Raw genomic sequence first — 16,616 nt, forward strand, 5'->3', positions numbered from 1 at the left:
ATAGTTTCGGCCGTCTGAAGATCGAAATCCGCTCTTGGTTCGCCGGGGGCGGATTTCGTGATTCTGTGGGTATTGCGTCCGACAGAAAGTTGTCAACCGGTGATCGATCATGTGAATGGCTGGTGAATCCCGGGCCTGTCCCCAGGGTTATGATGTGAGCCGAGATTGACGCTTAATTTAGACAAATAGGGATTTTCGTGAAGGCTCTCGTGCTCTCCGGGGGAGCGGGCACCCGCCTCCGCCCGATCACCCACACGTCCGCCAAGCAGTTGGTGCCGGTCGCCAACAAGCCCGTGCTGTTCTACGGCCTGGAGGCGATCGCCGAGGCCGGGATCAGCGAGGTCGGCATCGTCGTCGGCGACACCGCGGACGAGATCCGTGAGGCGGTCGGTGACGGTTCCCAGTTCGGGATCAAGGTCACCTACATCCCGCAGGAAGCGCCGCTGGGCCTCGCCCATGCCGTCCTCATCGCGCAGGAGTTCCTCGGTGACGAGGACTTCGTCATGTACCTCGGCGACAACTTCATCGTCGGCGGCATCACCGGTCTGGTGGACGAGTTCCGCGCCGAGCGGCCCGAGGCGCAGATCCTGCTGACCCGGGTCCCCAACCCCACCTCCTTCGGTGTCGCCGAGCTCGACGGCGACGGCCGGGTGGTGGGCCTGGAGGAGAAGCCGAAGCAGCCCAAGAGCGACCTGGCACTCGTCGGTGTCTACCTCTTCACCCCGGCCATCCACGAGGCCGTCCGCTCCATCGAGCCGTCCTGGCGCGGCGAGCTGGAGATCACCCACGCGATCCAGTGGCTGATCGACCAGAAGCGTGACGTCCGCTCCACGACCATCTCCGGCTACTGGAAGGACACCGGCAACGTCACCGACATGCTGGAGGTCAACCGGTCGGTTCTGGAGACCGTCGACCCGGTGAACGAGGGCACGGTCGACGAGAGCAGCGAGATCATCGGCCGGGTCCGGATCGAGGCGGGTGCCAGCGTCCGTGGCAGTCGTATCGTCGGTCCTGCCATCATCGGTGCCGGCACGGTGGTCAACGACGCCTACGTCGGTCCGTTCACGTCCGTCTCCGAGGACTGCCGGATCGAGGACAGCGAAATCGAGTACTCCATCGTGCTGCGCGGCTCGTCCGTGACCGGCGTGCGCCGTGTGGAGGCCTCGCTCATCGGACGTGACGTCGAGGTCACGCCCGCGCCCCGTAACCCCAAGGCACACCGGCTCGTGCTCGGTGATCACAGCAAGGTGCAGATCTCTTCATGACCACTCGGATTCTGGTGACCGGCGGTGCCGGCTTCATCGGCTCGCACTACGTCCGTACCGTGCTCGGCCCCGAGGGCCCCGGTGACATCGCCGTCACCGTCCTCGACAAGCTGACCTACGCGGGCAACCCGGCCAACCTCGACGAGGTGCGCGAGCACCCGGGCTTCGCCTTCGTGCAGGGCGACATCTGCGACCCCGAGCTGGTCGGCAAGCTGATGGCCGAGCACGACCAGGTCGTCCACTTCGCCGCCGAGTCGCACGTCGACCGTTCCATCGACGGTGGCGCGGAGTTCGTGCGCACCAACGTGGTCGGCACCCACACCCTCATCGACGCGGCCCACCGCGCGGGCATCAAGACCTTCGTGCACATCTCCACCGACGAGGTCTACGGCTCGATCGACGAGGGTTCCTGGCCCGAGACGCACCCGCTGGAGCCCAACTCGCCGTACTCCTCGGCGAAGGCGTCCAGCGACCTGATCGCGCTGTCGTACCACCGCACCCACGGCCTGGACGTGCGCGTGACCCGTTGCTCCAACAACTACGGGCACCACCACTTCCCCGAGAAGGTCATCCCGCTCTTCGTGACCAACCTTCTCGACGGCAAGAAGGTCCCGTTGTACGGCGACGGCGGCAACGTCCGCGACTGGCTGCACATCGACGACCACGTCCAGGGCATCGAGCTGGTGCGCACCAAGGGCCGCGCCGGTGAGGTCTACAACATCGGCGGCGGCACCGAGCTCTCCAACAAGGAGCTCACCGGTCTGCTTCTGAAGGCGTGCGGCGCCGACTGGGAGACCAGCGTCGAGTACGTCGAGGACCGCAAGGGCCACGACCGCCGCTACTCCGTCGACTGCACGAAGATCCGCGAGGAGCTCGGCTACGAGCCCCGCAAGAGCTTCGAGCAGGGCCTCGCCGAGACCGTGCAGTGGTACCGCGACAACCGCGCCTGGTGGGAGCCGCTGAAGGAGCGGGCCGCGCTGTGAGCGACAACCGCACCTGGCTGGTCACGGGCGCGGGCGGCATGCTGGGCCAGGACGTCCTGGCCCGGCTGGCGCAGGCGGGGGAGCGGTATGTCGCCCTCGACCGCAAGGCGCTGGACCTCACCGACGCCGGCGCCGTGAGCGCGGCGCTGGACGAGCACCGGCCCGCCGTGGTCGTCAACTGCGCCGCCTGGACGGCCGTCGACGACGCCGAGACCCGTGAGGACGAGGCGCTCGCCATCAACGGCGACGGGCCGCGCAATCTCGCCGAGGCCTGCGCCCGCACCGGGGCAGTTCTGCTGCACGTCTCCACGGACTACGTCTTCGCCGGGGACGCCCAGGAGCCGTACGCGGAGGACGCCGCCACCGCGCCCCGCAGCGCCTACGGCCGCACCAAGCTGGCCGGCGAGAAAGCCGTGCTCGGGATCGAGCGCGGCTACGTCGTCCGCACCGCCTGGCTGTACGGCACCGGCGGCCCCAACTTCGTCCGTACGATGATCAAGCTGGAGGGCGTCAAGGACACCCTCGACGTCGTCGACGACCAGCGCGGTCAGCCCACCTGGAGCGCCGATCTGGCGGGCCTGCTGGTCGAGTTGGGCCTCGGAGCCCTGGCCGGCACCGCCCCGGCCGGCGTCTACCACGGCACCAACTCCGGCGAGACCACCTGGCACGGCTTCACCCAGGAGATCTTCCGCCTGCTCGGCACCGACCCGGACCGGGTCCGCCCCACCACGAGCGACGCGTTCGTACGCCCCGCCCCCCGTCCCGCCTACAGCGTCCTCGGTCACGACCGGTTCGCCCAGGCCGGCATCGAGCCGCTGCGCGACTGGCGCACGGCTCTCACCGAGGCCTTCCCGGAGATCCACCGGGTCCATCTGAAGGAGAACACGGCGTGACGGTCAAGGTCAGCGTCGTCATCGCGGTCTACAACCCCGGCAAATACGTCGAGGACTGCATCACGGGCCTGCTGCGACAGAGCCTCACCCCGGACGAGTTCGAGGTCTTCTTCGTCAACGACGGCTCCACCGACGAGACCCCGGCCCGCCTGGACCAGCTCGCCGCCGAGCACCCGCACTTCCACGTCATCCACCAGGAGTCCTCCGGCTGGTCGGGCAGGCCCCGCAACACCGGCATCGACGCGGCCCAGGGCGAGTACGTCATGTTCGTCGACCACGACGACTGGCTCGGCGACGAGGCCCTGGAGCGGATGTACGACTACGGCAAGGCCAACGAGGCCGACGTCGTCGTGGGAAAGATGGCGGGCATCGGACGGCCGGTCCCGCAGGAGCTGTTCCGGGTCAACCGGCCGCGTGCCACCGTGGCGAACGCGCCGCTGATCGACAGCCTCACCCCGCACAAGATGTTCCGGCGGGAGTTCCTGAACGAGCACGGGATCCGCTTCAAGGAGGGTCGCCGCCGCCTCGAGGACCACGTCTTCGTCGTGGAGACCTATCTGCGCGCGAAGAACGTCTCCGTCCTCGGCGACTACCTGTGCTACTACCACATCACCCGTGACGACGGCTCCAACGCCGGCTTCCAGCGCTTCGACCCGGTCGGCTACTTCGGCAACCTGCGCGAGGCCCTCGACGTCGTCGAGTCGCTGACCGAGCCCGGCGCGCTGCGCGACAAGCTGTTCAGCCGCTGGCTGCGCAACGAGATGGTCGAGCGGCTGCGCGGCAAGCGCCTCCTCAAGCTCCCCGAGGACTACGCCGAGGAGCTGTACACCGAGATCCACAAGGTGGTCACCGAGCGCTTCGGACCGGGTGTCGTCGCCCGTCTCGGCCTCACGCAGAAGGTCGTCGCCGGGCTGATCTTCGCCGACCGCTACCAGGACATCCGGACGCTCGCCGAGTGGGAGGCCGCGATCAAGCCCACCGGCGAGCTCACCTCGCTGGAGTGGCAGGACGGCACCCTGCGCGTCGGGTTCGACTCCGAACTGCACTTCGGCGACGAGCCGATGACCTTCCGCCGCGAGGGCGAGCGACGGCTGCTCGGTCTGCCGCTGTCCGACGACGCTCTCAAGGCGCTCGACGACCGGGGCATCGCGCTGGACGCCCCGCTGGCCAAGAGCGACGTGGACCTGGTGGTCCGGCACCGCGAGGACGCCCGGCAGTTCTACCTCCCCGTCAAGAGTGAGCTGCACGAGGTGGAGGCCGGGGACGGTGTCTTCCGGCAGCGGATCTCCGCCCGCGCCGAGCTCGACCCCGAGACCGCGGCCTCCGGGGCTCCGCTCGACAAGGGCATCTGGGATCTGCACCTCAGAATCAAGTCCTGCGGCTGGAGCAAGGAGACCCGGCTCGGCGCGGTGCGCGGCGCGGACGTCGAGGCCGGCCGAAGCGCCGCGCTCGTCGGTGACGCGGTGCGCCTGGTGCTGCCGTACTGGACCGACGGTCCCGGCAACCTCTCGCTCGACGTCGACCAGCACACCGGCAAGCTGGAGGGCGAGGCGGTGGCCCGTATGGCTCCCGCCGCGGCCTCGGTCGACGGCGCCACGGTCCGGCTCCCGCTGCCACTGCACCGCGCGGTGGACGGCGGCGAACCGGTTCAGCTCCGCTTCGAGCGCAAGAACGTCGGCAAGTACCCCGCGGACGCCACGGTCGCCGACGGTGTCCTCACCGCCGAACTGCCGCTGGAGCAGCTCACCGGCATGCGCTGGGCGGTCCGCGTCGGCGTGCCGTCCGCCGCTCGCGGTGAGCGCAAGTGGACCCGGCTCCCGGTCGACGTGGTGGTCGCCGCCGACGGCACCGCCACGGTGATCGACCGGCACACCCCGCCGGCCACGAAGAAGGCCGCTGCCGGCGCCCCGAAGAAGAAGGCGGCCGCGCCGCGCCCGCTGTGGCGCCGCGCCGCCGGGCGTATCAAGCGCGCCCTGACCAACCAGAAGAAGGGCTGAGACCCCGCGATGCGACCCCTTTCGATCTCCGGTGCCTGGGTGTTCGAGCCGAAGGTCTTCCCCGACGGCCGGGGCAGCTTCCACGAGTGGTTCAAGGCCCCGGTCTTCGCGGAGGCCGCGGGCCACCCGCTCGGCCTGGCCCAGGCCAACATGTCCGTCTCCAGCCGGGGCACCCTGCGCGGCATCCACTTCGCCGACGTGCCGCCCGGGCAGGCCAAGTACGTCAAGTGCGTGCGCGGCGCGATCCTCGACGTGATCGTGGACATCCGGACCGGCTCGCCGACCTTCGGCCAGTGGGAGATCGTCCGCCTGGACGACCAGGACCACCACGCCGTCTATCTCTCCGAGGGACTCGGCCACGGGTTCATGGCGCTGACCGACGACGCCACCGTGGTCTACCTCTGCTCGGAGGGGTACGCACCCGAGCGCGAGCACGGCATCCACCCGCTCGACCCGGAGATCGGCATCGAGTGGCCCGAGGGGGTCGCCCCGCTGCTCTCTCCCAAGGACGAGCAGGCGCCCACCCTGGCCGAGGCCCGCGAGCAGGGGCTGCTGCCCTCCTACGAGGAGTGCGTGGCCTACCGGGAGAGCCTCGGCTCCCTCGGTTCCTGAACCCGCGGGTTTGAAGTGAGGCGGGGCCCGGTTTGACCCGTTCGGCCGTGGCCCCGTAACCTGGAGCGTCGGCGTGTCCACTGGTGACACGCCACATCCCCGTAAACCTCTTCCTCTCGGGTCGCTGTTCTGGCCGGGAGAGGCCGCTCGCTCTGCCGGGCGGCTGGACTGCGGGGGTGCCGTTCCCGAGCGAGAGAGTGAGATCCGCGTGTACGCCATCGTGCGCAGCGGTGGTCGCCAGCACAAGGTTGCTGTCGGCGACATCGTTGAGGTTGACAAGATTTCCACTGCCAAGGTTGGCGACACGGTCGAGCTCTCGACCCTGCTCGTTGTCGACGGCGAGGCTGTCACCAGCGACCCGTGGGTGCTGGCCGGCATCAAGGTCCAGGCCGAGGTCGTGGACCACCACAAGGGCGTCAAGATCGACATCCTTCGCTACAAGAACAAGACCGGCTACCGCCGTCGTCAGGGCCACCGCCAGCAGTACACGGCGATCAAGGTCACTGAGATCCCCGCGGCTGCGAAGTAAGGGACTGAGGAGAGATGGCACACAAGAAGGGCGCATCGTCCACCCGTAACGGTCGTGACTCCAACGCTCAGCGCCTTGGCGTGAAGCGTTTCGGTGGTCAGGTCGTCAACGCGGGCGAGATCCTGGTCCGCCAGCGCGGCACCCACTTCCACCCCGGCGCGGGCGTCGGCCGTGGCGGCGACGACACGCTGTTCGCCCTCGAGGCCGGTTCGGTGCAGTTCGGCACCAGCCGTGGCCGCAAGGTCGTGAACATCGTTCCGGTCGCCTGATCGGAAACTTTCGCGAGGCGGACCTCACTTCCCTGGTGGGAAGGCGGGTCCGCCTTTCGCGTGTTAAGCCAGTAGTACTCGTGACGTTTTTGGAGGCACCGAACCATGACCACCTTCGTGGACCGCGTCGAACTGCATGTCGCCGCGGGTAACGGAGGTCACGGCTGTGCCTCCGTCCACCGTGAGAAGTTCAAGCCGCTCGGCGGCCCGGACGGCGGGAACGGGGGGCGTGGCGGTGACGTGATCCTCACCGTCGACCAGTCCGTCACCACGCTGCTCGACTACCACCACTCCCCGCACCGCAAGGCCACCAACGGCAAGCCCGGCGAGGGCGGCAACCGCTCCGGCAAGGACGGCCAGGACCTGGTCCTGCCGGTACCGGACGGCACCGTCGTTCTCGACCGGCAGGGCAACGTCCTCGCCGACATGGTCGGGCACGGCACCTCCTACGTCGCCGCCCAGGGCGGCCGCGGCGGCCTCGGCAACGCGGCGCTGGCCTCCGCCCGCCGCAAGGCCCCCGGGTTCGCGCTGCTCGGCGTGCCGGGAGATCTCCAGGACATCGTCCTGGAGCTCAAGACCGTCGCCGACGTGGCGCTGGTCGGCTACCCGAGCGCGGGCAAGTCCTCGCTGATCTCGGTGCTGAGCGCGGCCAAGCCGAAGATCGCCGACTACCCCTTCACCACGCTGGTCCCGAACCTGGGCGTGGTGACCGCCGGCTCGACCGTCTACACCATCGCCGACGTGCCGGGCCTGATCCCGGGCGCCAGCCAGGGCAAGGGCCTGGGCCTGGAGTTCCTGCGGCACGTGGAGCGCTGCAGTGTCCTCGTCCACGTCCTGGACACCGCCACGCTGGAGTCCGACCGCGACCCGGTCTCCGACCTCGACATCATCGAGGCGGAGCTCAGGGAGTACGGCGGCCTCGACAACCGTCCCCGCATCGTCGTCCTGAACAAGATCGACGTACCGGACGGCAAGGACCTCGCCGAGATGGTGCGGCCGGATCTGGAGGCGCGCGGCTACCGCGTCTTCGAGGTGTCCGCCGTCGCCCACATGGGGCTGAAGGAGCTGTCCTTCGGGCTCGCCGAGCTGGTCGGCAAGGCGCGGGCCGCCAAGCCCAAGGAGGAGGCGACCCGGATCGTCATCCGGCCCAAGGCCGTGGACGACGCGGGCTTCACCGTGGTGCGCGAGGAGGACGGGCTGTACCGGGTGCGCGGCGAGAAGCCGGAGCGCTGGGTGCGGCAGACCGACTTCAGCAACGACGAGGCCGTCGGCTACCTCGCCGACCGCCTCAACCGCCTCGGTGTGGAAGAGCAGTTGATGAAGGCGGGCGCCCGCTCGGGCGACGGCGTCGCCATCGGCCCCGAGGACAACGCGGTCGTCTTCGACTGGGAGCCGACCGTCATGGCCGGCGCCGAGATGCTCGGCCGGCGCGGCGAGGACCACCGCTTCGAGGCACCCCGGCCCGCCGCCCAGCGCCGCCGCGACAAGCAGGCCGAACGGGACGAGGCGACCCAGGAGTTCGACGACTTCGAGCCGTTCTGAGTGAACGCCGGGCGACGTCCCGGCCTACCGAAGGACAACCAACCGCCCTTCCTGTGAGTCGTACGGGGCAATCCGTACGACCGTCACAGGAGGGGGATGCGGCATGCGCGTACAACGAAGAGGGTGGCGCACGGGGCTCGCCGTCGCCCTGGCGCTCGGCGGGGTCGTCGCCCTGCCCGCCGCCGCGGGTGCCGCGGGTGCCGCCCCTCACCAGGCGCGGGACGACTTCAACGGGGACGGCTACGCGGACCTCGCGGTGGCCGCGCCCGACGGGACCGTCGCGGGGAGGGCGAAGGCCGGGTTCGTCGGCGTGCTGTACGGCTCGGCGAGCGGCCTGAAGACCTCCACGAAGCAGGTGTTCAGCCAGAACAGCGCGGGGATACCGGGCACCGCCGAGGCGGGCGACCGGTTCGGCAGCGCGCTCACCACCGCCGACCTGGACCGGGACGGATACACCGACCTGATCGTGGGCGTGGGCGGCGAGGACGGTGGTTCCGGCCGGGTGCAGGTCGTCTGGGGCGGTGCCCGCGGTCTGGCGGGCGGTGCCACCCTCGCCTCCGGCGCGGCCCACGACCGGCTGGGCGCCCAGGGGCACCTCGCGGCGGGCGACGTCGACGGGGACGGCGCGAGCGACCTGCTGACCGTGGTGAACCAGCACGACCTGGTGGCGACCGGCGGCCCCTTCACCCGCGGTGGCTCGGCCACCGGGGAACGCCGGGTGGTGAAGGACAGGTACGACAGTCGCGTCCTCGACCTCGACGTCGGCGACCTCAACGGCGACGGGATCACGGATGTCGTGGCCGCCGAGAACGGCACCGACACGTTCGACTCCCGGCGGATCGCGTACTGGTGGGGCACCAAGGACGGCCTCACGCCCTACACCCTCGTCTACGACATCGACGGCGCCGGGCTCCAGGGTGGCGAGAACCTCGCGGTCGGGGACGTGAACCGGGACGGCTATGCCGACATCGTGGTGGGCCGGACCGTCGAAGGCTACGAGAGCGACGGGGACACCTACCGCGCGAAGGGCGGCCGTGTCACCTGGATACCCGGCACCTCGGGCGCTCCTGACGGTGTGTCGGCCCAGTTCGTCAACCAGGACAACCCCGGCGTGCCCGGCACCGCCGAGAAGGGCGACGGCTTCGGGACCGACGTCCAGCTCGCCGACGTCGACGGCGACGGGTACCTCGACGTGGTCACCGGGGTGCCCGGCGAGGACCTGGGCACCCCCACCGACCCGGACGCCTGGCCCGACGCGGGGTCCGTCGTCGTGCTCAGCGGCCGGGCCGACGGGCTGACCGGTGCCGGCTCCCACCAGGTGGTCACGCAGAACAGCACAGGCGTGCCGGGTACCGCCGAGAAGGGCGACGCCTTCGGCGGGGCCGTCCATGTGGGTGACGCGAACGGCGACGGACTGGCCGACGTCGCGGTCGGCGCTCCCGGCGAGAACGCGGGCGCGGGGTCCGTGTGGTCCTTCCGCTCCCGGGGGGAGTACGTCGTGTCGCCTGGCGGTGTGCCGCTTCCGGCCACCATCCTGGGGCCGAACGGAACGTTCACCTTCGGCCACACCCTGCTCGGTACGACCGCCGCGAAGGCCCGTCTGGGCTCGGGCTTCGCCAACTAAACCCAAAAGATCGTCAGTCGGCAGTGTCCTGAAGGCCGTTGCGCCGGGATCACGTTCATCATGTGATACCCGAGTCGCAACGGCTCTTCTGTTGTCTACCTATTTGTCATGCACGCGAACACTCTGGTTCAACGCACGGATCCCCCCGAAGCGTGAGCTTCAAGGGTGTCCAAGAGGTCAGCGACGCAAGGGAGTTCGCTATGTACGGAGCAGCATCACCCGGCCGACGCCGCTTTCTGACCGCAGGCGCCGCCGTGCTCGGCGCCGCCGCCTCCGCCCAGCTGTGGGTGCCGGGCACCGCGCGAGCGGCGGAGACCCCGCTGCCCGACGGGGTGTTCAGCCTCGGTGTGTCCTCCGGTGACCCGTTGCCGGACGGCATCGTGCTGTGGACCCGGCTCGCCCCGGACCCGCTGAACGGCGGGGGTATGCCCGACAGGGTGGTGCCGGTGGATTGGGAACTCGCCGAGGACCAGCGTTTCAGAAAGGTCGTCCGCCGGGGCACCGCCCAGGCCATGCCCGCGTTCGGACACAGCGTTCACGTCGATGTGCGGGGGCTGCGCGCGGGCCGCACGTACTGGTACCGCTTCCGCGCCGACGGCCAGCTCTCGCGCACCGGCCGCACCCGCACCGCCCCTGCCCGGCACAGCTCCGGTGGCAGCCTCCGGGTCGCGCTCGCCTCCTGCCAGAACTGGCAGAACGGCTACTTCACGCCGTACGCCGACATGCTGGACCAGGACCCCGACGTCGTGCTGTTCGTCGGCGACTACATCTACGAGTCGGCGCCGTCGTCGGCGGGTCCGCGCCGACACGAGGGCACGGGGGAGCCGTACACCCTCGTCCAGTACCGCAACCGGTACGCCCAGTACCGCACCGACCCGGACCTCGCCGAGATCCACGCGAGCACGCCCTGGGTGGTCACCTTCGACGACCACGAGGTCGACAACGACTGGGCCGGCGAGATCCCGCAGGACCCCGACAAGCAGCCGCACGACGCGTTCGTGGCCCGGATGACCGCGGCCTTCCAGGCGTACTACGAGCACATGCCGGTCCGTGCCACGGCCTTCCCGGACGGCCCGCACATCCAGATGTACCGGCGTCTGGAGTTCGGACGTCTGGTCCGGCTGAACCTGCTCGACACCCGGCAGTTCCGCAGCGACCAGGTCACCGGTCAGGCGGCCGCCCAGGATCCCTCGCTCACCATGCTCGGCGCCGAGCAGAAGCAGTGGCTCCTGGACGGGCTGCACGACTCCCCGGCCCGCTGGAACGTCATCGCCTCGCAGATCATGATGGCCGAGACCGACATCCTGCTCGGCGAGGGCAAGCTCTGGTACTACGACGCCTGGGACGGCTACCAGGTCGAACGCAACGCGCTCCTGGAGGAGTTCAGAAGTGTGCGCAACCCGGTCGTGCTCTCGGGCGACCGTCACCTCACGATGATCAGCGACCTCAAGGAGGACTACGCCGACCCGTCCTCCCGGGTGGTCGGCGCCGAGTTCGTCGGGACGTCCATCTCCAGCAACGGTGACCAGGACCAGGCCGCCTTCCACGCCCAGTGGGACCCGCTGAAGGCCGACAACCCGCACTGGAAGGTCATCGACGCCCACCGCGGCTACCACCTCTTCGACATCGACCGGCACGGCATCGACGCCCAGGTCCGGGTCGTGGACACGGTGGTCGGGCCGCACGCGACGCCCAGCACGCTGGCGCAGCTCCGGGTGGACGCGGGCAAGCCCGGAGTCCATGTGGTGTGAGGACGTTCCCTGAGAGGGGCATGGCCTTCATCACAGTCCCACGCTCCTCTCAGGTCACACTCAGGCACTTCTCTTACCGTCCTCTGACTATGGAGACGGACTGTACGAGTGACGACCTTCCGGTGAACGGCGTGACCGCTCCGCTGCCCGCCGGCACCAGCCTGCTGCACATCGGCCCCCACAAGACCGGCACGACCGCCATCCAGGGCGCGCTGTTCGCGGCGAAGGGCCTGCTGCCCAGGCACGGCGTCGTGTTCCCGGCGCACAGCAGACACCCCATGGAAGCCGCCCTGGCCGCGTGCGCGAGGCCCGCGATGCTCGGCGACACCGCGCCCACCGAGAAGCACTGGACGCGGCTGCTGGACCAGGTCGGGGCCACCGGCGGGAAGACCTCGGTGATCAGCAGCGAGTTCTTCGCCGACGCCGAGGACGACGACACGATCGCGCGGATCGTCGAGCAGCTCGGCGGGGAGGGCGTGCACGTACTGGTCACGCTGCGGCCGCTGGTGCGGATCATGCCCTCGCAGAGTGGCAGCAGTACGTGCAGAACGGCCTGCGCATGGGCTACGAGGACTGGCTCACCCACATGCTGAGGAAGGCGCCGTACGAGCAGCCCAACCCCAGCTTCTGGCGCCGCCACCGGCACGACCGGCTCGTCGGCGCTGGGCCCGGGCGGTCGGTGCGGAGCGGATCACCGTCGTCGTGGTCGACGACCGCGACCGCGAGGGTCTGATGCGCACTTTCGAACAACTCCTCGGGTTGCCCGAGAATCTCCTCCAGCCCGTTCCGGATGCGGCGAATCGCTCTCTTACTCTCGCCGAGACCGAAATGCTGCGGAATCTTAACAAGGAATTCCGCGGCAATGGACTGCCGGACGAGTTGTATTCCAAGCTCGTCCGCAACGGCGCGGTCATGCATATGAAGAACGCGTGCAGCCCATCGCCCGAAGACGTGAAGATCCTCACTCCCGAGTGGGCCGTGGAGGCAGCCGCCGAGATCGGCGCCGAGATGGCAGGGCGTATCGGTGACCTGGGTGTGCGGATCGTCGGTGACCCCGGGCTCCTGTCCGCCGTACCGAAGGCGCCTGTCCTCGATGCGGTCCCCGCCCCGCGGATGGCGCCCGAGGTGGCGGCGCGGGCGCTGTACGGGGCGCTCGCCGCGGCGGCCGAGTCGCCGGGGCGGCACACCTCGCCCGTCAAGGCGCGCACGGTGCACCAGACGTCGTCGAGGGAACTCATGCGGGTACTCGGACACCGGTGCCTGAAGAAGCTGCGCTGCCGCTGAACTCCGGCACGATCGTCGTTACTGGCAGTGCAAGATGAATGACAGGTAGCGCGTACATATGCAGTGAAGGGCGGTCACCTTGCACAGCGGTAACCGCAAGTGGGACCATTTCCCCGTTCCCTGTCGCCCCGAGGTAGGTCTTCTGTGTCCCAGCACATCGCCAAGCCCCGTACCACCGCAGTGATCCTGGCCGGTGGTACCGGTCAGCGCGTGGGTCTCTCGATCCCCAAGCAGCTGCTGAAGATCGCCGGCAAGGCAGTCATCGAGCACACTCTGACCACCTTCGAGAAGGCCGACTCCATCGACGACATCATCGTGCTGATGGCGCCGGGTTATGTTCCGGACATAGAGAAGATCGTGGCCAAGGCCGGCTTCCGGAAGGTCAAGAAGATCATCGAGGGTGGCGCCACCCGGAACGAGACCACCGAGCGCGCCATCGCGGCCCTCGGCGAGGGCCTGGCCGAGGGCGAGGACCTCAACGTCCTGTTCCACGACGCCGTGCGCCCGCTGCTCTCGCGCCGCGTGATCGACGACTGCGTGGTCGCCCTGGAGCGCTTCCAGGCCGTCGACGTCGCCATCCCGTCCGCGGACACCATCATCGTGACGCGCACCCACGGCCTGGACGGCGAGTTCATCACCGAGATCCCGGACCGCTCCCGGCTGCGCCGCGGCCAGACCCCGCAGGCCTTCAAGCTGTCCACCATCAAGCGCGCCTACGAGGTCGCCGCCGGGGACCCCAACTTCCAGGCCACGGACGACTGTTCGGTCGTGCTCAAGTACCTGCCGGACGTGCCGATCCACGTCGTCGCGGGTGACGAGTACAACATGAAGGTCACCCAGCCCGTCGACGTCTTCATCGCCGACAAGCTCTTCCAGCTCGCCTCGACCGCGGCTCCCGAGCAGGTGAGCGACGAGGCCTACCGCGAGCTGCTCACCGGCAAGACCTTCGTCGTCTTCGGCGGCTCCTACGGCATCGGCAAGGACATCGGCGAACTCGCCGAGTCCTACGGCGCCAAGGTGTACGCGCTCGGCCGCTCCACCACCGGCACCCACGTCGAGAACCCGGAGGAGGTCGACGACGCGCTGTCCAAGGCGTACGCCGAGACCGGGCGCATCGACTACGTCGTCAACACCGCCGGCGTGCTGCGCATCGGCAAGCTGGCGGAGACCGACAACGCCACCATCGAGGAGGCGCTGAAGGTCAACTACCTGGCGCCGGTGCAGATCGCGCGCTCCTCGTACAAGTACCTGGCGGAGACCAAGGGCCAGCTGCTGCTGTACACCTCCAGCAGCTACACCCGCGGCCGCGCCGAGTACAGCCTGTACTCCTCGACCAAGGCGGCGATGGTCAACCTGACGCAGGCCCTGTCCGACGAATGGGCGGGTGACGGCGTCCGGGTGAACTGCATCAACCCCGAGCGCACCGCCACGCCCATGCGCACCAAGGCCTTCGGCCAGGAGCCCGCGGGCAGCCTGCTGTCCTCCGAGGCGGTGGCCCGCACCTCGCTCGACGTGCTGCTCTCCGAGCTGACCGGGCATGTCATCGACGTCCGCCAGCAGGACCCGACGGCCTCCGCGGGCCAGGCCTCCGGCTTCGAGGCCGCGCTGGCCAGTGTCCTGGACCGTCAGGACGGCGTGGCATAATCAAGGCCAATTAGTTTTCGGTAAATTCAGGCCTCTGTGGCTGCCCGTTCCTGGTGCATTCACAGGGGCCTGAAGCCTTAAGCACCGTTAATTCGTAAACAACCGGCATCCCTCCCAGAGCAGGTTTTCAGTGATAAGCACCGCTATTCGCGTCGCCCGGGTGGGCAGCGCGGCCGAGCTGGCCGCGGCGGTCCTCATGCTGGCGGGTTTCCCCGCCATAATGGTGGCCGCGCTCGTCCCGAGCGTCCCCGCCTTCGCGGCCGCGACCGCCGTCACGTACCTTGCGGACCACTATCTGCACCGCCAGGGCAGTTATCTGATCAACCGCCTCAGCAAGGTGCGCGCCGGACTGTCGATCCGCTTCCTGATCAGACAGCTCCTGCTGATCCTGCTGCTGGCCCGGCTCGACCTCTCCGACAACCTGATCTTCTACGGGGCCACCGCCTGCTTCATCGCGTTCTACGGCCTCCAGGCCCCGCACGGCGCGCTGGTCACCCTGATCCGCAACCGCCGCCGGCTGCCGGTCGCCACCCGCAACGTCGACCTGGCCTCCCGGGTCCGCATCCCGGACGCCCCGCGGATGGGTCTGCTGAACCGGTCGGCCGAGAAGATGCTGCACCTCGACCTCGCGGCCGTGGTCGGCATACTCGTCGCCGCCGCGATGGACTGGGCGCTGCCGGGCTTCATCGGCATCGGCGTGACGATAGTCCTGGGCACGCTCTACGTCCTGGCGCTGATGCCGTACGTACGCGGCAAGAAGGTCCCGCCGAACGCCGACAAGATCCTCGCCAAGGTCGACGACTGGCTGCGCGACTACCGGCCGGAGACCGTGCTGTACTTCTCCGGTTCCAAGGACTCCGCCTACCAGGTCAACATGTGGCTGGAGACCATGGAGCAGCTGGACTCCAGGCCGCTGATCATCCTGCGTGAGCGCGTCATCCTGCAGAACCTCGCGCCCACCACGGTCCCCGTCATCTGCGTGCCCGGAGGGGTGCACCTGATGAACATGGACCTGTCCACGGTGCGGGTCGCGCTGTACGCGGCGAACGTCGGCAAGAACATCCACCTGCTGCGCGTCCCCACCATGAAGCACGTCTTCATCGGCCACGGGGACAGCGACAAGCTGGCGAGCGTCAACCCGTTCAGCAAGGCGTACGACGAGGTGTGGACCGCGGGCCGGGCGGGCCGCGACCGCTACGCCATCGCCGACGTGGGTGTCCGCGACGAGGACATCGTCGAGGTGGGCCGCCCGCAGCTGGCGCCGATCCAGAAGGGGCAGGGGTCGCCGGAAGGCATCCGCGGCGGAGCCGCTGACGGAAACTGTCCGACCGTGCTCTACGCCCCCACCTGGGAAGGCTGGGACGGCGACCCAGGCAACACCTCGCTCATGCTGGCCGGCGAGAACATCGTGAAGAAGCTGCTGAAGGCCGACCCGCCGGTGCGTGTCCTCTACAAGCCGCACCCGTTCACCGGCACGGTCCTCGCCAAGGCGGGCGCCGCGCACCAGAAGGTCACCGCGCTGATCGAGAAGGCCGCCACCGAGCGCGCCGCCGACCCCCGCTTCCAGGCCGACGCCGCCGCCCAGGCCGCCGCCAAGGCCGAGCTCGCCCGGATCGAGGCCCGCCTCGCCGTCCTCGCCGGCAACGGCGGCGACAAGGGCGACGAGGCCGAGGCGAGCCGTGACGGCGTCGTCGACGTGGCCAAGTACGAGGAGATCGCCCGTCTGCGCGGCGAGTGGAACGACGCGTACTGGCGCTCCTTCCCGGTGTGGGAGCACCGGGTGGTCACCGGCGCCGAGCCGCGGCTGTACGACTGCTTCAACGTCTCCGACGCGATGGTCTCCGACATCTCCAGCGTGGTCTCCGACTTCATCGCGAGCGGCAAGCCGTACGCGGTGACGGACTCCGCCGTGGTGGGTGCGGAGGAGTTCAAGCGGCAGAACACCGCCGTGCGGGCCGCCACGATCCTGTCCAACAGCGCCGCCGAGCTGGGCGAGCTGCTCGAGGCGGTCCGCGATCCGGCGGCCGACCCGATGGCCGAGGACCGGGTGGAGCTCAAGCAGTACCTGCTCGGACCGGACGAGCCCACGTCCATCGAGCAGTTCAACACCGCGGTGGCGAACCTCGCGATCAAGGCCGAAGCGCGCAATGTCGGCCAGGAGTCACGGGCGGCGGCATCGGCGGCGGAGGCCACGACCAAGGCCTGACCTCCCCTTCGTAAAGA

Annotated in this window: 12 protein-coding genes and 1 pseudogene; all 13 read left to right on the plus strand. The window is 69.3% G+C overall.

The annotated features are described in order from the left end of the window. The first annotated feature begins 197 nt into the window (after positions 1-197). On the plus strand, positions 198-1,265 hold the full coding sequence (locus OG841_RS30425) for a glucose-1-phosphate thymidylyltransferase (RefSeq protein ID WP_365115187.1): 1,068 nt from the start codon (positions 198-200) through the stop codon (positions 1,263-1,265). Further along, on the plus strand, positions 1,262-2,248 hold the full coding sequence (rfbB, locus tag OG841_RS30430) for a dTDP-glucose 4,6-dehydratase (RefSeq protein ID WP_069758982.1): 987 nt from the start codon (positions 1,262-1,264) through the stop codon (positions 2,246-2,248). Before OG841_RS30425 ends, rfbB begins: the two co-directional genes overlap by 4 nt. Next, positions 2,245-3,141, plus strand: a complete 897-nt coding sequence (rfbD, locus tag OG841_RS30435) for a dTDP-4-dehydrorhamnose reductase (protein ID WP_328638595.1) — start codon at positions 2,245-2,247, stop codon at positions 3,139-3,141. The genes rfbB and rfbD overlap by 4 nt, the downstream gene beginning before the upstream one ends. After that, the gene (locus OG841_RS30440) at positions 3,138-5,138 is read left to right on the plus strand and encodes a glycosyltransferase family 2 protein (protein WP_328638594.1); all 2,001 of its coding nucleotides are present in this window, start codon (positions 3,138-3,140) and stop codon (positions 5,136-5,138) included. Before rfbD ends, OG841_RS30440 begins: the two co-directional genes overlap by 4 nt. A gap of 9 nt (positions 5,139-5,147) precedes the next feature. After that, positions 5,148-5,750: a dTDP-4-dehydrorhamnose 3,5-epimerase gene (rfbC, locus tag OG841_RS30445; RefSeq protein WP_328638593.1), complete on the plus strand. Its 603-nt coding sequence runs from the start codon at positions 5,148-5,150 to the stop codon at positions 5,748-5,750. Between the two features lie 208 nt (positions 5,751-5,958). Beyond that, on the plus strand, positions 5,959-6,279 hold the full coding sequence (gene rplU / locus OG841_RS30450) for a 50S ribosomal protein L21 (RefSeq protein ID WP_030601628.1): 321 nt from the start codon (positions 5,959-5,961) through the stop codon (positions 6,277-6,279). Between the two features lie 14 nt (positions 6,280-6,293). Next, complete coding sequence (rpmA, locus tag OG841_RS30455; RefSeq protein WP_057615924.1) at positions 6,294-6,548, plus strand: 50S ribosomal protein L27; 255 nt, start codon at positions 6,294-6,296, stop codon at positions 6,546-6,548. Between the two features lie 105 nt (positions 6,549-6,653). Next, the gene (gene obgE, locus OG841_RS30460; protein WP_328638592.1) at positions 6,654-8,090 is read left to right on the plus strand and encodes a GTPase ObgE; all 1,437 of its coding nucleotides are present in this window, start codon (positions 6,654-6,656) and stop codon (positions 8,088-8,090) included. A 103-nt stretch (positions 8,091-8,193) separates the two neighbouring features. Then, a complete protein-coding gene (locus tag OG841_RS30465) occupies positions 8,194-9,714 on the plus strand; it encodes an FG-GAP and VCBS repeat-containing protein (RefSeq protein WP_328638591.1) in 1,521 nt (506 codons plus the stop codon). 200 nt (positions 9,715-9,914) lie between these two features. Then, a complete protein-coding gene (locus tag OG841_RS30470) occupies positions 9,915-11,465 on the plus strand; it encodes an alkaline phosphatase D family protein (RefSeq protein ID WP_371567291.1) in 1,551 nt (516 codons plus the stop codon). 89 nt (positions 11,466-11,554) lie between these two features. After that, positions 11,555-12,749, plus strand: a pseudogene (locus tag OG841_RS30475) (hypothetical protein). 144 nt (positions 12,750-12,893) lie between these two features. Beyond that, positions 12,894-14,393, plus strand: a complete 1,500-nt coding sequence (locus OG841_RS30480; protein WP_326668470.1) for a bifunctional cytidylyltransferase/SDR family oxidoreductase — start codon at positions 12,894-12,896, stop codon at positions 14,391-14,393. Positions 14,394-14,523: 130 nt separating this feature from the next. Further along, a complete protein-coding gene (locus OG841_RS30485; RefSeq protein ID WP_365115198.1) occupies positions 14,524-16,599 on the plus strand; it encodes a hypothetical protein in 2,076 nt (691 codons plus the stop codon). Positions 16,600-16,616 lie beyond the last annotated feature (17 nt).

The sequence above is a fragment of the Streptomyces canus genome (genome assembly GCF_041435015.1).
GTDB lineage: Bacteria > Actinomycetota > Actinomycetes > Streptomycetales > Streptomycetaceae > Streptomyces > Streptomyces canus_G.